This is a genomic window from Mycobacterium shunyiense, assembly GCF_058270075.1.
The window spans coordinates 334,730-352,919 of sequence record NZ_JBZDPU010000015.1 but is presented as its reverse complement, the minus strand read 5'-3'; the positions used below and the strand labels follow the sequence as shown (position 1 = coordinate 352,919).

The following is an 18,190-nucleotide window of genomic DNA, read 5'->3' as shown; positions in this document are numbered from 1 at the left end:
GTCAGCGCGCTTCGTTGATGTGGTGAACCCGCACACTGACCTCCAGCTGGAAACGGTCGGCGGGGTTCTTGAGTGACAGCCCGGTGAGTTCCTCGATGAGTTTGATCCGGTACAGCAGCGAGTGGCGGTTCAGGAACAGCGCCCGCGCCGCCGCACTGGTGTTGGTGGCCTCGTCGAGCAGGATCTCCAGGGTGTGCACGAGTTGCCCACGTCGGGTCTTGTCGTACTCGACGAGTGGCTGCAACGTCTGCAGGACAGTGGCCATGCTGCGCGGGTGCTGACGCAGCACCTCGGCGAACTGCATGGGACCGACCGGGCCTTCGGGCAGTGGCGACGAAACCGGAGCCGCGACGGTGACCGCATGGCCGTGTGCGGGCGCCAACAGGGCCCAGGTCACGAGATCCTCGGGGAGCCCGCTGAGTCGCTGTGCGGAATCGACCAACCCGGAAACCGTGGATTCCGTTGGGGCCGAAGAGAAATGACCCATGACCAGGTCGTCGGTCACCGACGACGTGACTGTCAGGCCGGCGGCGAGCGCCAATTCGCGCAGGGCGTTGGCGAACCTGTCGGCGGCTTCGCCCCACTGAGGATCGTCGCGCACGCGGCGACCGATGACCATCTGCACCCCGGTCTCCGGCGGAGACGGACCGACCAGCGGCAGGATGGTCTTCTGGACGTCGGCGAAGGCAATCTCCCAGGGCAGCAGCACAAATGGACACGCATGCTGGTCGGCGAGCGGGATCAGCAGCTCGAGGAGGTCGTGGGCGTCCACGTCGGGGGGCGGGCTGAGAATGATGCCGGCGGCCGGTGAGGCCACCAGGGAGACCAGGAATTCGCGCACACCGGGTTGTTTGAGGTCGGCGCCGGTGGTGAGCACCAGGTCGCCGGGCCGGACGAAGTCCTCGGCGGGTGCGTGGATGATGTCCACCCAGCGGACCTCGCGGTCCAGTCCGCGGTGGCCGGCGACCACTGAACCCTGGTCCAGGGGTGGAATCGTCAAGACCGCCGCCACGCTCAGCGACGAGTCCTCGGACATGCCGCTTCCCTTCTGATCAACTGCTCGGCGGTGGGTCGAAGCCGACGGTATCAGCGACCAGCGACGGCGGTGGCCACCTGCCCGGCAGGTGGCCACCGCCGTCGGGGTTGGTTCAGCCGACGGACGAGATCGAGGCTAGTTCCTCGGTGGACCGTCGGCTCAGCAGCATGCCTACTGCGAAGAAGATCAGTGGCATCACACCGAAGATCGCCGCCAGGGCGGGAGTGCCGCCGACCACCAGGGTCAGGTTGGACACCACCAGCACCAGGGCCGCCGCCAGGGCGAGCGTCGCGAACGAGGCCAGCACCACCTTGCCGGTCGAATTGCCCCGCCGGACGAAGAAGATCACCACCGAGATCGTGGTCAGCAGCCACAGCAGCGCGAGGGCCAGGATGCCGAGGCCACCGCCCGGTCCGAAGATCTGCAACACCGGGTCCAGCTGAAGCGCGGCGCAGATCCCCATCACGACGAACGAGGCCACGGTGATGACCAGCGAGGCGTTCGACGGTGAGCCGTGACGCTCGTGCACCTTGCCGATCTTCTTCGAGAACACGCCGCTCTGTCCGAGCACGAACGCGTACCGAGACGCGATGTTGTGGAACGCGAGGGCACATGCGAAGACACTGACCGACCACAGGATGGTGTTCAGGTCACGTCCGACCATGCCGAGGTACTTGCCCGCGGTGTTCACCATGAAGTTGTCGGGGTCGTCGGTGGCGAGCTGGATGGCGTCGTGCCCGCCGTTGCCCTCGACGAGGGCCCAGCTGGTGAAGGCGTAGAAGACCGCGACGATGCCCACCGCCCAGTAGGTGGCCCGGGGCACGGTGCGGTCGGGGTCCTTGGCCTCGTCCCGGAAAACCGCGGTCGCCTCGACGCCGACGAAACCCCACAGGGCGTAGAGCAGGGCGATGCCGAATCCGCCGGCGATGCCCTGCGGGGTGAACGAGTCACCGGTGAGCCCGTGCTCGCCGCCGCGCACCACGATGACCAGATCCACCACCATGAGGATCGCGACCTCGGACACCAGGAAGACACCGAGCACCTTGGCGCTGAGGTCGATGTCGCGGTAGCCGAGCCAACCGACGGCCGCCAGCACTACGCCGGTCAACAGCCACCAGGGGAGATCGGGTCCACCGAACCGGGTGATCAGTTCGTTGAGGATGACGCCGTCGTAGGCGGCCACGGCGATCAGAGTCGCCATGTAGGCCGGGAGCGCGAGCACGGCCGCTCCGGTTCCGGCCGCCCGGCCGAGCGACTCACGGATGTAGGCGTAGAAGGCCCCGGCGTCGGTGACGTACTTCGACATCGCGACGAAGCTGGCCGCGAACAGGCCGAAGATGACGCCCGCGACGATGAAGGCGACCGGGATGCCGGTGGTGTTGCCCAACGCCATCGCGATCGGCACATTGCCGCCGATGGTCGACAGCGGCGCCGAGGCCGCCACGACCATCAGCACGATCGCGGGCACGCCGAGGTGGCCGCGCAATTTGGCCGGACGGCCGTCCGATGACGTATCAGGTGGGGTCTTCTGGCCCGCGTTGACAACCTCGGTCATTGGGTTGATTCCTCCTAACTGCCGACCGCAGTTGGCGGCCGGGTGAAGTCCGGGGCAAGTTTGCGAGAATCACAGGCCGCTTCGCCACTGCAGTAGGTCACTTTCCAACACCTTGTTGTAAGCCAGTTCACATCGGCCGCCGCGCAGTCACACACTTTGTTGGAAGGTGCCGAGTGGATGTTGTTTCCACCGCGGCATCCAGTCGATGCTTGGCCGGTTACGCGACGCATCCGTCGCGCCGACAGAGAGGTACGACGACTGCAATGAACCCGGACAGCAGCGAAACCGAGCAGGATCACCGGCTGGGACGCATCCGACTGCTGGATGAGCAGCGCGTCAACCTGGATGGATTCGCCCAGGCCGACCCCGAGCTGGGCATGATCTCCCATCTGTCGCCCCACGATCCGGAACCGTCCTGGAAGGTGGCCGACGACGGCACCGTGGTGGAGATGGATTCGAAGCCCGTCGCCGACTTCGACACCATCGACGAGTTCATCGTCCGCTACGCCGTCGATCCTGCGGAGGCACCGCGATCGATGGCGATGAGTGACGTCGAGCTGGCCCGGATGATCGTCCACTCGGATGTGCCGCGCGAGGAGGTGCTGCGAGTCTGCGGCGGATTGACCCCGGCCAAGATGGCCCGGGTGGTGGCGCTCCTGCAGCCCGTCGAGATCCAGATGGCGATGATGAAGATGCGGGCCCGCCGCACGCCTGCGAACCAGGCCCATGTCACCAACCGCCTCGACGACCCCTTGCTCATCGCGGCCGATGCCGCCACCGCAGTCGTCTACGGGTTCCGGGAGCTGGAAGCCACCGTCCCGGTGCTCGACGACGCCCCGGCCGTCGCTGTCGGCCTGCTCATCGGGTCGCAGGTACCCGCGCCCGGGGCGCTGACACAGTGCTCGGTCGAGGAGGCGCGCGAGCTGGAACTCGGGGTCCGCGGCCTGGTGTCCTACGCCGAGACGGTCTCGGTGTACGGCACCGAGCAGGTGTTCACCGACGGTGACGACACCCCGTGGTCAAAGGCGTTTCTCACTTCGTCCTACGCCTCCCGCGGTATCAAGATGCGGCTGTCCAGCGGGGCAGGCTCGGAGGTGCTGATGGGCCAGGCCGAGCGCAAGTCGATGAACTACCTGGAGTCCCGCTGCGTCGCCCTGGCCAAAGGGATTGGCGCACAGGGGGTTCAGAACGGTGGCATCGACGGCGCCTCGATCACCGCGTCGGTGCCGGGCGGTGTCCGCGAACTCATCGCCGAGAACCTGATGGTCATGTTGCGCGGGCTGGAATCCTGCAGCGGCAACGACTCGCTGGTCTCCGAGTCCACGATGCGGCGAACCAGTCGGACGTTGCCGGTTCTGTTGTCCGGATCGGATTTCATCTTCTCCGGCTTCGGTTCGGTGGTGGCCTACGACAACATGTTCGGCCCGTCCAACTTCAATGCCGCCGACCTCGATGACTATCTGGTGATGCAGCGCGACTGGGGTGTCGACGGCGGGCTGCGGTCGGTGGACCCGACGACTCTGGAAGCCATGCGCCGGCAGGCCGCCGAGGCCACCCGTGCGGTATTCGAATATCTGGGGCTGGCCGATTTCGACGACGAGCATGTGGAAACCGTTGTCGGGGCGGCGGGTTCCAAGGACCTGCCGCCCACCGACGGGGTGAAGGTGCTCAGCGCCGCCCGGATGATCGAGCAGTCGGGTCTGACGGTCCTCGACATCGTCGCCGCGCTCGCCGAGACGGGATTCACCGATATCGCCGAACGGGTCCTGAACATGGCCAAGGCCCGCGTCACCGGCGACTACCTGCAGACCGCGGCGATCTTCGACGAACAGATGAATGTGCTGTCAGCGCTGCAGGATCCGAACGACTACCGCGGTCCCGGCACCGGGTACCGGCCGACGGCGGAGCGTCAGGCTCAGATCGATGCCGTGCGTCAGGCGCGGTCGGTGACGGACCTGGTCAAGGAGCAGGCGACCTTCGCCCATCCGGATCGGCTTATCGTGAGCGGGGTCGCGGATGTGGGAGAAGATCCCCGCGAAGTGGTCATCGGGGTGTCTCCCGCGTTCGGCGTCAAGCTGTTTCGCACCCTGTCGGGGATGACCGTCTACGACGCGCTGGAACAGATCCTGGCCGGACTGGAAGAGGAGCAGTGTGTACCGCGCCTGGTTCGGATCGCCGACTCCGTGGATCTCGGGGTGATCGGCAAGTCCGCGGCCCGGCTGTCCGGATCCGGGATCGGTGTCGGGCTTCAGGCCAAGGGGACCACACTGATCCACCGCCGTGATCTCCCGCCGTTGGCCAACCTCGAATTGCTCAGTGTGGCACCACTGATCACCCCGGAGATGTACCGGCTGATCGGCATCAACGCCGGCCGGCACGCCAAGGGTGCGACACCTGCCCCGATGCGCAACGCGTACACCGACGAGGCGATCACCGCCCGCTACCACACCAGAGTCGTGTCGATGGTGGCGATCGAACGGTCCGAGTGCGACGACCACGGCCTGAACATGGAATTGGAGCTCAAGCGATGACGATCACCGCACACTCGGGCCGCAGCCTTACCGAGGTGACGGTCGAGGCCGCCCGCAACGGCGAACTGGTTCTCGACGACATCCGGATCAGCCGCGAAACCCTTCTGTCCCAAGCCGATATCGCGGAGCGCTCCGGATCCCTGCAATTGGCGATGAACCTGCGGCGGGCTGCTGAGATGACCGCACTCAGCTCCGAGGAGATGCTTGACGCCTACGAGGCGCTCAGGCCCCGCCGGTCGAGCTTCGCCGAATTGCAGGAACTGGCACAACGTCTCGCCGACCGGGACGCACCCACCTGCGCCGCACTCGTCCGGGAGGCCGCGACGGCCTACCAGCGGCGCGGCCTGCTGCGGTGACCGTCTGGGCCGGTGTCGACATCGGCAACTCCACCACCGAGGTGGTGCTCTGCCGGATGGACGCCGAACTGACGGTGCTGGCCAGCGCCCGCACCCCGACCCGTGGTGGCAAGGGATCGCCCCGGGCGGTGCAGGGCGCTGCGCAGTTGGTGCGGCGCCTGGCCGAGTCGCATGGGCTGGTGATCGACCGGGCGGCCTTCGCCCCGACTCCGCCCGTGAAGTCCACCGTCGAACAGGTTCAACTCGAGACCCGACAGACAGGCAGGCTGACGATCGTCACCCGGTCGGCCGCCACCACCGCGGGGGATGCGGTCGGTGTGGGGCAGCCGGTTCCGGTCGAGTGCCTCGGTGACGTGGATCCCGGCCGCCCGGTCGTCGCTTGCGCCACGGCGCAGTGGGGATACCGTGAGGTCGCGCAGCGCGTGAATGACGCTGTAGCCCAAGGATGCAACGTCACCGCGGTGTTGACGGCCAACGATGAGGCCGTGCTGGTGTCGAATCGGCTGAACACTGCTCTGCCCGTCGTCGACGACGTCGATATCAAGTCGCTGCTGCCGGCTGCCCGCGTCGCCGTCGAAGTACGCCAGGGCGTCGCACCTCTGCAACACCTCACCGATCCCTTCTGGCTCGCCGATGCGTTCGGGCTGGGTGAGGCCGAGCGGGCCGATGCCCGTGTGATCGCCGATCAACTGTTCGACAGTGCCTGTGCGGTGGTCAGCCTCGGCGATTCCGAACCGGTGGCTGCCGCACCCGTCGTCCGGCCCATGGGGGAGGGCGCCCACGTGGTCTACCTCGCCGACATCGCGGCGCAAGCCAACTCGCGGCGCGGATCGGTCACCGTGGACAGCCTGGTGATGGCGAACATGGCCGGCGAGCAGGAGCCGCCGGCCGGGGCCGACGAGTTGGCCCGGGCGTTGGGTGTGCCGGTGACACGCGTCGACTCGGAAGCCGCAGCGGCCCGCGTCGGCGCTCTCACCACTCCCGGGATCACCCCCGAGGTCGTAGTGGTGGATGTCGGCGGGGGCACCGTCGACGTCGTGTCCGACGGATCCCGCATCGTGCTGCCGGGTGCGGGACAGCTGCTGACGGCGGCGACGGCCACCGCCCTGGACATCTCCCGAAGCGCCGCCGAATACGCCAAACGGGCGGAGGCGGTCACGGCCGTCACCGTCCAGATCATCGAGGACGAACACGGCCGGCGACAGTTCTTGGACACGCCGGTCAGCGGCCGGTGCAGTGGGTGGTTGCTGACGGCCGCCCCCAGCGGTTGGCTGCCCTTCACGTCACGGCTGTCGGGTGCCGAGTGGCGCAGTTGGCGCCTGGCCGCCAAACGACAGGTGATCGGTGGCAACGTGATGCGGGGTATCGAGCAGGCGGCCCCCGGCGTGACCGGAGTGCTGCTCGTCGGAGGTGGCGCCAGTGACGACGAACTGGTCCGGGCCGTCAGCGAGCAGCTCGGCCACGACGTGAGTGTGGGCCGGGGAAACGTGGCCGGTCAGCTGGGGCATCGGTTCGCGGTGGCCTACGGACTGGTGGCCATGGCGGCGCAGATGCCTGCCGGCGCGCCGAGGGATGAAGAGCTGGACCGGGTCGACCGGTCAGGCGGCAGCGTGAATCCGCACGACGTGGATGTCGCTGGTGAACACCCGCGCGCCGGTGGGTAGCGGCGGGGCGGTACTTCGATAGGTCCGGCCGGTCGGCGTAGTGAGTTCTGTGGTGTGCCGGCCGTAACCGTCGTAGGTGGTCGCGGTCTGCCACCCGGGGCTTTCCTTTGTGTAATTGCAGCGTTCGCAAAGCCCTTGCCCGTTGACGGAGGTGGTCGCGCCACCGTCGGCGTGCCGGGTGATGTGGTCGATGTGCCGGATGGGGGCGTCGCAATACGGCGTGCGGCACTTTTGGTCGCGCATGGCGATCAGCCAGCGCAGCCCCTTGGGGAACGCCCGGGCGGTGGACTCCATGGCGACCAGGTTGCCGCTGGCCGGATCGGCGTAGAGCTTGCGCACCGCGGCCTCGGCCTGGGGGTCCAGCAGCGCCGCCAAGGCCATCTGTCGGGCCACCTCTGCCGGGATGGGGCCGTATCCCTGCAGCACCGCCGGTTCGGAACCCTGGGCCAACAAGCTCTCGTCGGAGACCACCAGATTGAGCGCGACCGGGACCGCGGCTTCGACCTCACGCCCGGTGGCCCGTCGGTAGAAGGCATCGGCCATCAACGGGCCTCGCCCCTGGCATCCACCTCCGGCGGCGATCGAGGCGGCCCCGGCGGCGGCGGCCTCCGCCTGCAGCGCTTGATAGGCCGTAACGCCTTCTGCGGAGGTCAGCAGCGCCGTCACGTACGCCATGCCGTGCGGGGCCGGACGCAGCGTGACAGTGCGATCGCACTGATGGCGGCTGATGCGCGACATCACCGCGTCGTGGTCGAGCCGAAAAGCCACCCGGCCGGCCTCAGCCTCAACCTTTCTGTCCCCCAGACCATCCAGCACGGCAGGATCCGCGCACAGTTCGGCGTCCATCGCGTGTCGATCTGCTGGTGACAGGCAGGCGGCCTGGTCCGCGATGATCATCGCCCGGTCTTCGGTAAGCACGCCGGACTGCAGAGCCGCGAGCGTGTAGGGCATGTCGTCGACCAGGATCCTGGACATCTTCAGATACTTGGCCCCGTGCCAAGGGGAGGATTTGCGGGCCAGCCCCACCTCGGACGCCAGCCCTTGAGCGCGTCTGGCGGCAGGCACACCCTCAGCGGCCTTACGGGCGAGACGCTTGGCTTCCAGCATCGTCGTCACTCTGGCCTGTGCCGCTGCAATACCGGCGGTCGCGCGGGTCATCGCAGCTAGCTGGTCGACCAACGCCGCCTCCGTGGCGTCGGGGTCGATGTTCCAACCAACTTCGAACATGTGTTCGAGTGTAGCACTGTTCACTGACTCGAACCTTTTGACAGGGTTTCAGCCCGTAGATGAGTTCGCGGGCGGCGCACAACCCACCCTTGAGTGCTAGCACTCGCATGTATAGAGTGCTAGGTGGCACGCGGCCAACCCCCAGCGCCGGCACCCGCGACGACGGAGCGAGGGGTACGGGCGCATGCCGAACACCTGGTTAACCCGAGGGCCCCGGAGCACACCGGGACTCGATACCCAAACAAGTGGAGGGCTTCCATCGTGGCAGTCAACATCAAGCCACTCGAGGACAAGATCCTCGTTCAGGCCAACGCGGCCGAGACCACGACCGCTTCCGGTCTGGTTATCCCCGACACCGCCAAGGAAAAGCCGCAGGAAGGCACCGTCGTCGCAGTTGGCCCCGGCCGCTGGGATGAGGATGGCGAGAAGCGGATCCCCCTGGACGTTGCCGAGGGCGACACCGTCATCTACAGCAAGTACGGCGGCACCGAGATCAAGTACAACGGCGAGGAGTACCTGATCCTGTCCGCCCGCGACGTGCTGGCTGTCGTCGCTAAGTAAGTACTCGTGCGTCCGCCCCGGAGATCCCCGCGCTCAATGCGGGCGGTTTCCGGGGCGGTATGCGTTAGGAGTCATGAAAGAGACTTATGAGCAAGCAGATTGAGTTCAACGAGACTGCGCGCCGTGCCATGGAGGCCGGCGTCGACAAGCTCGCCGATGCGGTCAAGGTGACGCTGGGTCCGCGCGGTCGGAACGTGGTGCTCGCCAAGGCTTTCGGCGGCCCGCAGGTCACCAATGACGGTGTGACCATCGCACGCGAGATCGACCTGGAAGACCCGTTCGAGAACCTCGGTGCCCAGCTGGTGAAGTCGGTGGCCACCAAGACCAACGACGTCGCAGGCGACGGCACCACCACCGCCACCGTCCTGGCACAGGCTCTGGTCAAGGCGGGGCTGCGCAACGTCGCGGCCGGTGCCAACCCCATCGCCCTGGGGCAGGGCATCAGCAAGGCCGCCGACGCCGTGTCCGAGGCCCTGCTGGCCGCGGCCACCCCGGTGTCGGACGAAAAGGCCATCGCCCAGGTCGCCACGGTGTCCTCACGCGATGAGCAGATCGGCCAGCTGGTCGGCGAGGCCATGACCAAGGTCGGTCACGACGGTGTCGTCACCATCGAAGAGTCTTCGACGCTCAACACCGAGCTCGAGGTCACCGAGGGTGTCGGCTTCGACAAGGGCTTCATCTCGGCCTACTTCGTCAACGACTTCGACTCGCAGGAAGCGGTGCTCGAGGACGCGGTGGTGCTGCTGCACCGCGACAAGATCAGCTCGCTGCCCGACCTGCTGCCGTTGCTGGAGAAGGTCGCCGAATCGGGCAAGCCGCTGCTGATCATCGCCGAGGACATCGAGGGCGAGGCCCTGTCCACGCTGGTCGTCAACGCCATCCGCAAGACGCTCAAGGCCGTCGCCGTCAAGGCGCCGTTCTTCGGCGATCGTCGCAAGGCGTTCCTGGACGATCTCGCCATCGTCACCGGCGGCCAGGTCGTCAACCCCGACGTGGGCCTGGTGCTGCGCGAGGCCGGCCTCGACGTGCTGGGCTCGGCCCGTCGCGTCGTGGTCACCAAGGACAGCACCGTGATCGTCGACGGTGGCGGCTCCAAGGACGCGGTCGCCGACCGCGTCAAGCAGCTCAAGGCCGAGATCGAGACCACCGATTCCGACTGGGATCGGGAGAAGCTGCAGGAGCGGCTGGCCAAGCTGTCCGGTGGCGTCGCGGTGATCAAGGTCGGCGCGGCCACCGAGACCGACCTGAAGAAGCGCAAGGAAGCGGTCGAGGACGCCGTCGCGGCGGCCAAGGCTGCCGTCGAGGAGGGCATCGTCACCGGTGGTGGCGCGGCACTCGTGCAGGCCCGCGCGGCCCTCGACAAGCTGCGCGGCGAGGTCAAGGGCGACGAGGCTCTCGGTGTCGACGTCTTCTCCTCCGCGCTGTCGGCCCCGCTGTACTGGATCGCCACCAACGCCGGCCTGGACGGCTCCGTTGTGGTGAACAAGGTCAGCGAGCAGTCCAACGGGCAGGGCTTCAACGCCGCCACCCTGACCTACGGTGACCTGGTCGCCGAGGGCATCGTGGATCCGGCCAAGGTGACCCGCTCGGCGGTGCTCAACGCCGCATCCGTGGCGCGGATGATCCTGACGACCGAGACGGCCGTCGTGGACAAGCCGGCCGAGGAAGAAGATCACGGGCACGGCCATCACGGCCACGCTCACTAAGTAGTCACGTAGAACACCCCCGGTCCTTTTGGGCCGGGGGTGTTTTCGTGGTGGGACGCGGTGAGGCTGCGAACGTGGACGTACTCAGTCTGTCGCCCCTTGGCTGCGGGGAAAGTCCCTCGGACCGATGGGCGTGGATGTTTTACTTCGCCTGGGAGCAACCCCATCCGGCCACTCTTGAGGAGCGTTCGCAGAGGTTGTCACTGCATTGCGCGATGGCTTATGAGATTGTCCTCCGAAACGAGTAGGAGGCTACTCATTCGCCACTGTGCAAAGCGAAATAGCGTTTCCTGGTAACCACCGAGGGAGGCCAGGATGGCAGTCGAGCGGTGGCCCGTCGGCCTGGGGACGCGGGTGCGGCGAAACCCACCACTACGTGGGCTGACTGCTGTCGTGCCATGAATCGCATCTGGCAGTGGGCGTGGGATCGCTATGCAGCGCGGTACTCGTGGGTGATCTTCGCGGTCACCGTCGCCGAACTGCTCTCGGTCTACCTGGTGTTGGCGCTCATGATCGTGGCTCTGGAGCGGTCGGACCGCTATGTCGCGGCGGCCGCGGTGACCCTTGGTGCGGTAGTGGTGACCGAATATGTGACGGCCCTGCCAGGGTTCGGCGGAAGCCGTCTCGTGGAGCGGTGGGTAGCCGGGCACGACGTCGATCGGGTTCGGGTGCTGGACGCCACCTACACCTGGAGTCGGTTGGCAGGGCGCCGAGCATTGTGGGCCAATGGGGTTTTCATCGCGTTGGCATTCGTCGTTGTGGGTGCGATCGCCGGGGCGACCGGAGCACGGTTGGTCCAGTACGCGATTCTGGGCGCGGCTTCGGGGGCTTCGGCGGTGCTGGTCGCAGTACACAGTTATCCGGAAGCCGCCATGCGGCCGGCCAGGGTTGCGCTCACTGCTGACACTGCAGCGGGTGACGAACTGCCGCGCGCGCACCCAACTTTCGCCCGGTGGTCGGACCTGTCGGTGCTTGCCACGGCGTTCATTTTCGCGCTCGCCGGCGCCATGTTGGCGGCGGCTGTCAATCGGGTCAGTGAAATACCGGTGCTCGTCGTCGTGATCGGGTCGGGGCTGACGCTCGTCTTCGCCGTACCGATCACCGTCGGCGCTTCATTCGCGCCGTCGTTGCGTCCCCTTCGCGACCTCGCCGAGGGGACGGAACGTGTTGCGGTGGGCGACTATAGCCAACGGCTACCGGTGGTTCAGGACGATGACTTGGGCGCTCTGGCGGCGTCGTTCAACCGGATGCAGGCGGGCTTGGCCGAGCGGCAGCGGCTTCACGCGGCATTCGGCACCTATGTCGACCCGGTCCTGGCCACGCGGCTACTTGAACAAGGCGACGATGTGTTCACCGGTGAGCGTCGTGAGGTGACGGTGATGTTCATCGACGTCCGAGATTTCACTCCGTTCGCCGAGGCAAACACCGCAGAAGACACCGTGGCACGCTTGAACGCTCTGTTCGAAATCGTCGTGCCCGCTGTGGTCGACGCAGAAGGGCACGTCAACAAGTTCCTCGGTGACGGCGCGCTGGCGGTGTTCGGGGCGCCGAATGAACTTGCCAATCATGCCGACGCCGCGGTAAGTGCCGCGGTGTCGATGCAGCGACTGGTCGCCGAACGATTCGAGGGCGCACTACGGATCGGGATCGGTATCAATACCGGCGTGGTGATCGCCGGCACCATCGGCGGCGGGGGCAAGTTGGAGTTCACGCTGATCGGTGACGCCGTCAATGTGGCCGCGCGCGTCGAGCAACTGAACAAGGCAACCGGCGATCTGATCCTGCTGACCCAGCCGACCGTCGACGCCATGTACGTGCGTCCAGCCGGACTCGCCGATCGCGGGCCTCACGAGCTGAAAGGCAAGTCAGCAGCGGTACAGGTATTCGCGCTTGATCCGTCGATGAGTTTGTGAGCCATCGCGGGTCGGTACCGATATGACTGACGAAACAATGAGCGCCACGTGCACCATCAACGCGCCGGCGGAAACCGTGTTCGCGGTGTTGGCGGACCCGACCACCCACCAGGCGATCGACGGCACCGGCTGGGTGCGCGAGTCACTCGACGGCAAGCCGCTGACCGACACCGGCCAGATCTTCCGGATGGCGATGTACCACGACAACTACGGCGGCATGCACTACGAAATGGCCAACCGGGTCGAGGTTTTCGAGCCTCCGCGTGCGATTGCGTGGCTACCGGGCCAGGGCGATGACGACGCCAATATCGAGTTCGGCGGCTGGATCTGGCGCTATGACCTTGAGCCGCGCGGCGACGAGCGGACCGAGGTCACCCTCACGTACGACTGGTCGGCGGTGCCGCCCGCGCTTCGCGAAGAGATCGAGTTCCCGCCGTTCGACCGGCAGCACCTGGACAACTCGCTCAAGCACCTGGCCGGGTTGGCGCAGCGTCGGGCGTAGCGGTCGGCTGAATCGACACCAACCGCAACGCGTCCGGCCGGGCGTCGTCGGACACGAACCGGACGATCAAGGTGTCGGGAGGAAACTTGGTGGCCAGGTCGTTCAGTGTCCGGGGCAGGAAGACCCTGGCCTTCGCGTTGCCGTACCAATTGGGGTTGGAGGGCGAGGTGTCGAGGTTGCCGACCTCGTCGATCTGGGTGTCCCATTCTTGAACCGGGTCCGGCGGCGTATCGCCGAATCCGGTCGATTTCAGGTACGCATCCGCTTGTCCCGCAAGGGTGATCGCCGACCCGCCGCCGACCGGCGTCCCGGTGATCGTCCCGTCGATGACGTCGGCCGTCACGGATGTCAGTCGCGCTGTGCACACGTTGTCGACGACGTTGGGCGGCACACAGAAACCGGGCAGCGGGGCCGCATGGGCAGTGGCGATGTTCAGGACGGCCGGCACGGCAAGCGCAGCACCGACGGCGGTCATTGCGCGGCGACGATGATTCGGCATCGGGCTAACCTCCTTCGGACGCGCTGAACTGTATGTCGGCGCGCCCGCCACAGGAGTTACAGATCGTCAGCTCTCGATCGGCGCGTACCAGTCGGCGTTGGTGAGCAGCACCCGCGTTCCGAGGTCGCGGTTCCACTCCGGCTCGATGCCGTGGTGCCGCACGATGGGGAACACCACCTCGTCGAGCATCCGGGTCACGTCGCTGGTGTAAAGGTCTTCCTTCGCCTGATCGCTCAGCCGGTTGTAGGCCTCCTCGTCGAAGTTCTCCGGCTCGAACGCTCCATAGCCGACATAGGTGGCGCCGTCCTCGACCAGGCGGTCGGTGTCCTGGCTGTGGAAGTAGATGTAGCCGCTCCAGTGGCGGCTGTCGTCGCGCTCGTCGCCGATCTCGGCTGACGCGCAGGTTCCGCAGCAGGAAAAGTCGGCGCGGGCGATCACGCCGTTGGCGTTGAGTTCCTCGAACGCCGCGTGTGTCCGGGACCGGTAGTCACCGATCTCGGTCTGCTGGCGCAGTCTCGCTTCGCGTAGCGACGTGAAGGCGACTGTGAGCTGTTCCTCGGTGAGCTCGTAGTCCTCGGCATAGGTGTCGAGGAAGTCCTCGACGTCGTCGTTGCCGGTGACCAGCATGCCCCAGATCTCTGAGGTCAAGGTGGCGCGGTCCTCGTCGTCCAACGCGAGGTCGGGAAGCGCGGCGTACGCGGGGATCACGTTCGGGTTCGACGGTGCGCTCACAGCGCTGGCCTCCAGATGTTGTGGGGACGAGCGAATCCGCCCGGCGGGGCGATCGTAACCGCGGTTACGAGTCGACGCGTGCACGAAAAGCGGGGGATGGCAGCCACGTCGGCAAACCGCACAACATTGCTACCGGCCTGGCGGCGTGGTACGGAATGACGGTGACTTATCCGAACGACCCGTTTTCGTCGGCGGGGGGCGCGCCGAACCCTCACTCGAACCCCTTCGGCAACCAGCCGCCGGCGAGTCCGTTCCAGGGCGGTGGTCCTCAATTCCCACCGGCGGACCCGTCGTTCGGTCAGTTTCCTCCGGTTTTTCAGGCCGGATATCAACCGGCAGGGCCACCGCCTGAACCTCCGCGCAAGAAGCGCAAGGTGTGGTTGGTGCTCACCGTGGTGGCTGCCGTCGTCGTCGCGTCCGCGGGGATCGGCACTCTTCTGTGGTGGTTGAACCGCGGCGGCGGCGGGGCCGGCGAGGTGACTGCGGCCGGCGGGGGACCGCTGCCGGCGTCCGTGCCGCCGCTGGGCGACTTACGGCCGCCGGCCGACGTAGCGTTGCCCTCGCTTGAGCAGCCGATCGACACACCACGCTGGACCTACGAGACCGGCATTGATGCCTACGTGCTCGGCGGCGATGCCTACACCGTGGTGGTCGGGTCGGATCAAGGCGTGATGGCCTTGGACAAGGAGACCGGCGAACCACGCTGGTCGCAAGGAGTCAAGCCGCCCACGGTCAATATCAACCGGTTTGGGAGTGCCAAGTGCGTCATCACCCGCTCGGCAAAGACCATGGGATGTGGACTCAATCTGAATCTCTGCTGTGGAGATCCCGAGGTGCTGGTGTTCCTCGACGTGGCAACCGGACGCATATTGAGCCAGCCTTCGTTGCCGTCGGACCGGATAACCAATCTTCAAGGAAGCGGTGACGGCATCGCTGTCGTTTTTCGCAATGAACTGGTCTCGTATGGCGCGGACGGCAACGAGGCATGGCGTGTTCGGCATGACGGCGTCTCGGTGTTCGGCGATCAAGGGGTCGTCATCACCGAGCATGAGGTGCTTGACGCCAACACCGGGAAGCCCATCGTGAGCGAACCGAGCACCTCGAATACCGCTTTTGCATCGGGATTCGCGGTGGCATTTGCAAACTCGTTCAAGTTCTTTGACTTCAGCGGTAGAAACACCGCCACTGTGCCCAGCGAGGGATACACACTGATGGGCAATGCGGGCTCCGGAATATACCAATTTCCCTTGGGGCGTCCCGACAACGACCCGTACGGGTCGTCAGGTTTCTACTATCCGCTGGCCTACAACCGATCTACCGGCGAATTCCGTGCGTTCGACGGGCAATCCGGACGCATTCTCTGGACGTATCCCGCCGGCGCAGATGCGGTGCTTGCCAACATGATCGGGGGATTCGGCAGTGGCGAATTGTGCGTGATCGGTGTGCAGGAGACCTCGGATGCCAAGCTGAAGGCTGGTAGTTGCCAGGATGTCAACGTTGCGCCAACCGCGAATGTGCAGATGACCTTCTTCCTCGGATCCGATGGTGCGCGGTACTTGTACCGTGACCAACGGGATGTGATCTGTGTCGACGCCAGTGGGAAGGAGTTGTGGCGGAAGAAGTTTGACGATGGCTCTGACCAAGTCTGGGTGTCGGGCGGAGCGTATATCTCCGATCGCAACATCGTGATTCGGGTGATTTGACACGCGCCATCGGCTCCGCCCGTCAACGACCATTGACGCGACACGCCAAGCATGAGCGGGGCTTTTGATCCCGGGCAGCTCACAATGCGGATATGACGGAACCGCGGGAGTCGCCGCGTGGGGTCTCGCGTCAGACGTTCCTGCGCGGCGCCGTGGGCGCGTTGGCCGTCGGCGCGGTGTTCGGGTCGAGCCGGGCCAGTGCGGATCCGGCCGGCTGGGGTGACCTCTCGGCTGCCATCAACGGGAAAGTGGTACTTCCGGACAGCGGCGGGCAATTCGCTTCGGCCAAAAGTGTTTTCAACACCAACTTCAACGGCCTGACACCGGCGGCGGTCGTCACCCCGGCATCGGCGGCGGACGTGCAACGGGGCGCTGGCCTTCGCTGCGACGCACAACCTCAAGGTTGCTCCTCGCGGCGGCGGGCACTCGTATGTGGGCGCGTCGACAGCCAACGGAACGATGGTGCTGGACCTGCGCCAACTGCCCGGTGACATCAACTACGACGCGGCGACCGGGCGTGTGACGGTAACGCCCGCGACCTCGCTGTACGCGATTCACCAGGCGCTGGCCGGTGCCGGGCGGGGCATCCCGACGGGTACCTGCCCGTCGGTCGGCGTCGCGGGGCACGCCCTGGGTGGTGGGCTGGGTGCCCAATCGCGGCACGCGGGCCTATTGAGTGATCAATTGGTGGCGGCGACCGTGGTGCTGCCGGGCGGCGCCGGGGTGACGGCCTCGGCCACCGAGAACCCGGATCTGTACTGGGCATTGCGCGGCGGTGGTGGCGGCAATTTCGGGGTGACGACGGCGCTGACCTTCGCCACGTTCCCGACCAGCGACGTGGACGTCGTCGGGCTGCATTTCCCGCTGGAGTCTTTCCCGCAGGTCCTCCTGGGCTGGCAGAACTGGCTGCGTACCGCCGACCGCAGCAGCTGGGCACTGGCCGACACCATCACCGATCCGCAGGGCGCGCACTGTCGCATCCTGGCGACCTGTCCGGCCGGGTCGGGCAGCAGCGTGGGAGCCGCCGTGATCAAGGCCGTGGGGCTGCAGCCGGCCAACACCGAGAACCGCACGTTCAACTACCTGGATCTGGTGAAGTTCCTGGCCGCCGACAATCTCAACCCGTCACCGCTCGGCTATGTCGGCGGATCCGACGTCTTCCCGACGATCACCCCGGCCGCGGCTCAGGGAATCGCTGCGGCATTCAACGCCTTCCCTGCGGGGGCCGGCCGCCCGATCGTCATCATGCATGCGCTCGACGGCGCGCTGGCCACCGTGGGTCCGGGTGACACCGCCTTTCCGTGGCGGCGGCAGTCCTCACTGGTGCAGTGGTATGTGGAAACCGCCGGTTCGCCTGCGGCAGCAGCCAACTGGCTGGCCACCGCCCATCAGGCGGTGGCGCCGTATTCGGCCGGCGGCTACGTCAACTATCTCGAGGCGAACCAACCGGCGTCGCGGTATTTCGGCGCCAATCTGTCCCGGTTGGCCGCTACTCGACAGAAGTATGACCCGGGACGGATCATGTTCTCGGGCTTGAACTTCTGAGGGAGAGAAGACTCATGGACGAGACGTTTCCGCAGACGCCGGCCGCCGCAGCGGCCCTCGCGGTGGCAACGCGCTTCTATTCACCTGCCTTGCTCAACCACTGCATCCGTTCATATCTGTGGGGCGCGACGTATGCGGCGGCACATGGCATAGCTTTCGACGACGAGCTCTACTACGTCTCGGCACTGCTGCACGACATCGGGCTCACCGACCCGTTCGACAGTCACCGGGTGTCGTTCGAGGAGGCGGGTGGGGACCTGGCCTGGGTGTTCGGCGTGGCGGCCGGGTGGTCTGCCGACCGGGCCGGCAGGGCGACGGAGATCATCGTGTTGCACATGCGCGACGACATTTCGGCGGCGGCCGACCCTGAGTCGCACCTCTTGCAGGTGGCCACCGGCTGGGACGTCGTCGGACGCAGGCCGGAGGAGTTCCCCACCGACGTGAGGACCGACATCCTCGCGCGATATCCCAGACATTCGTTCGGCCGCGAATTCATCGCGTGCTTCGAGGACCAGGCCGGCCGCAAACCAGGTGGCGCCGCTGCCGCATCGGTGGCCAACAATGGCGCCGACCGCATCCGGGCCAACCCGATGGACGCCTGAAGCTGGCAGGACCGGACAATCAGGTGCTCCCGGGACAGAGCAGCTGCCGCGGGCTTAG

At 66.4% G+C, this 18,190-nt stretch carries 14 protein-coding genes and 1 pseudogene; 10 read left to right on the top strand and 5 right to left on the bottom strand.

What is annotated here, in order from left to right:
* Window position 1: 1 nt before the first annotated feature.
* Together AC4ELH_RS16025 and AC4ELH_RS16020 are read right to left on the bottom strand one after the other, a co-directional pair.
* A complete protein-coding gene (locus AC4ELH_RS16025; protein ID WP_498885343.1) occupies window positions 2-1,036 on the bottom strand; it encodes a PucR family transcriptional regulator ligand-binding domain-containing protein in 1,035 nt (344 codons plus the stop codon).
* A gap of 112 nt (window positions 1,037-1,148) precedes the next feature.
* Window positions 1,149-2,591, bottom strand: coding sequence for an APC family permease (locus AC4ELH_RS16020; RefSeq protein WP_064878338.1), 1,443 nt, complete (start codon window positions 2,589-2,591; stop codon window positions 1,149-1,151).
* A gap of 263 nt (window positions 2,592-2,854) precedes the next feature.
* Between AC4ELH_RS16020 and AC4ELH_RS16015 the strand changes: the two genes are divergently transcribed.
* The 3 genes from AC4ELH_RS16015 to AC4ELH_RS16005 are packed head-to-tail and all read left to right on the top strand — an operon-like array spanning window position 2,855 to window position 7,142.
* Window positions 2,855-5,122, top strand: coding sequence for a propanediol/glycerol family dehydratase large subunit (locus AC4ELH_RS16015; RefSeq protein WP_448445747.1), 2,268 nt, complete (start codon window positions 2,855-2,857; stop codon window positions 5,120-5,122).
* Complete coding sequence (locus AC4ELH_RS16010; protein ID WP_448445745.1) at window positions 5,119-5,478, top strand: diol dehydratase small subunit; 360 nt, start codon at window positions 5,119-5,121, stop codon at window positions 5,476-5,478. The genes AC4ELH_RS16015 and AC4ELH_RS16010 overlap by 4 nt, the downstream gene beginning before the upstream one ends.
* Entirely contained in the window at window positions 5,475-7,142 is a 1,668-nt protein-coding gene (locus AC4ELH_RS16005; RefSeq protein ID WP_498885341.1) for a diol dehydratase reactivase ATPase-like domain-containing protein, read from the top strand. Before AC4ELH_RS16010 ends, AC4ELH_RS16005 begins: the two co-directional genes overlap by 4 nt.
* On the opposite strand, the gene AC4ELH_RS16000 is transcribed toward AC4ELH_RS16005, so the two are convergent.
* Window positions 7,077-8,369: an HNH endonuclease signature motif containing protein gene (locus AC4ELH_RS16000; RefSeq protein ID WP_498885339.1), complete on the bottom strand. Its 1,293-nt coding sequence runs from the start codon at window positions 8,367-8,369 to the stop codon at window positions 7,077-7,079. The two genes, AC4ELH_RS16005 and AC4ELH_RS16000, sit on opposite strands and share 66 nt — an antisense overlap.
* Window positions 8,370-8,627: 258 nt before the next feature.
* Between AC4ELH_RS16000 and groES the strand changes: the two genes are divergently transcribed.
* The 4 genes from groES (at window position 8,628) to AC4ELH_RS15980 (ending at window position 13,051) form a co-directional block, all read left to right on the top strand.
* Window positions 8,628-8,930, top strand: coding sequence for a co-chaperone GroES (gene groES, locus AC4ELH_RS15995; RefSeq protein ID WP_036390082.1), 303 nt, complete (start codon window positions 8,628-8,630; stop codon window positions 8,928-8,930).
* Between the two features lie 86 nt (window positions 8,931-9,016).
* Window positions 9,017-10,636 (top strand): chaperonin GroEL, encoded by a 1,620-nt coding sequence (groL, locus tag AC4ELH_RS15990; protein WP_055109763.1) that lies wholly within the window; start codon window positions 9,017-9,019, stop codon window positions 10,634-10,636.
* Between the two features lie 398 nt (window positions 10,637-11,034).
* Window positions 11,035-12,549: an adenylate/guanylate cyclase domain-containing protein gene (locus AC4ELH_RS15985; protein WP_498885337.1), complete on the top strand. Its 1,515-nt coding sequence runs from the start codon at window positions 11,035-11,037 to the stop codon at window positions 12,547-12,549.
* Window positions 12,550-12,571: 22 nt separating this feature from the next.
* Entirely contained in the window at window positions 12,572-13,051 is a 480-nt protein-coding gene (locus AC4ELH_RS15980; protein ID WP_448445736.1) for an SRPBCC family protein, read from the top strand.
* On the opposite strand, the gene AC4ELH_RS15975 is transcribed toward AC4ELH_RS15980, so the two are convergent.
* Entirely contained in the window at window positions 13,014-13,550 is a 537-nt protein-coding gene (locus AC4ELH_RS15975; RefSeq protein WP_448445734.1) for a hypothetical protein, read from the bottom strand. The two genes, AC4ELH_RS15980 and AC4ELH_RS15975, sit on opposite strands and share 38 nt — an antisense overlap.
* 66 nt (window positions 13,551-13,616) lie before the next feature.
* Entirely contained in the window at window positions 13,617-14,282 is a 666-nt protein-coding gene (locus AC4ELH_RS15970) for a DUF6891 domain-containing protein (protein WP_448445732.1), read from the bottom strand.
* Window positions 14,283-14,302: 20 nt separating this feature from the next.
* Here AC4ELH_RS15970 and AC4ELH_RS15965 point away from each other — a divergent pair, with 20 nt between their 5' ends.
* The 3 genes and pseudogenes from AC4ELH_RS15965 (at window position 14,303) to AC4ELH_RS15955 (ending at window position 18,132) form a co-directional block, all read left to right on the top strand.
* Window positions 14,303-15,985, top strand: coding sequence for an outer membrane protein assembly factor BamB family protein (locus AC4ELH_RS15965; RefSeq protein WP_498885334.1), 1,683 nt, complete (start codon window positions 14,303-14,305; stop codon window positions 15,983-15,985).
* 92 nt (window positions 15,986-16,077) lie between these two features.
* A pseudogene (locus AC4ELH_RS15960) lies at window positions 16,078-17,530 on the top strand (FAD-dependent oxidoreductase).
* Between the two features lie 14 nt (window positions 17,531-17,544).
* Window positions 17,545-18,132, top strand: coding sequence for an HD domain-containing protein (locus tag AC4ELH_RS15955; RefSeq protein WP_064960840.1), 588 nt, complete (start codon window positions 17,545-17,547; stop codon window positions 18,130-18,132).
* Window positions 18,133-18,190: the final 58 nt, after the last annotated feature.

Excerpts from the sequence above, each read along its gene's own strand:
- AC4ELH_RS16025 (WP_498885343.1), bottom strand. The coding sequence starts at position 1,036 with ATGTCCGAGGACTCGTCGCTGAGCGTGGCGGCGGTCTTGACGATTCCA.
- AC4ELH_RS16020 (WP_064878338.1), bottom strand. The coding sequence starts at position 2,591 with ATGACCGAGGTTGTCAACGCGGGCCAGAAGACCCCACCTGATACGTCA.
- AC4ELH_RS16015 (WP_448445747.1), top strand. The coding sequence starts at position 2,855 with ATGAACCCGGACAGCAGCGAAACCGAGCAGGATCACCGGCTGGGACGC.
- AC4ELH_RS16010 (WP_448445745.1), top strand. The coding sequence starts at position 5,119 with ATGACGATCACCGCACACTCGGGCCGCAGCCTTACCGAGGTGACGGTC.
- AC4ELH_RS16000 (WP_498885339.1), bottom strand. The coding sequence starts at position 8,369 with ATGTTCGAAGTTGGTTGGAACATCGACCCCGACGCCACGGAGGCGGCG.
- groL (WP_055109763.1), top strand. The coding sequence starts at position 9,017 with ATGAGCAAGCAGATTGAGTTCAACGAGACTGCGCGCCGTGCCATGGAG.
- AC4ELH_RS15985 (WP_498885337.1), top strand. The coding sequence starts at position 11,035 with ATGAATCGCATCTGGCAGTGGGCGTGGGATCGCTATGCAGCGCGGTAC.
- AC4ELH_RS15980 (WP_448445736.1), top strand. The coding sequence starts at position 12,572 with ATGACTGACGAAACAATGAGCGCCACGTGCACCATCAACGCGCCGGCG.
- AC4ELH_RS15975 (WP_448445734.1), bottom strand. The coding sequence starts at position 13,550 with ATGCCGAATCATCGTCGCCGCGCAATGACCGCCGTCGGTGCTGCGCTT.
- AC4ELH_RS15955 (WP_064960840.1), top strand. The coding sequence starts at position 17,545 with ATGGACGAGACGTTTCCGCAGACGCCGGCCGCCGCAGCGGCCCTCGCG.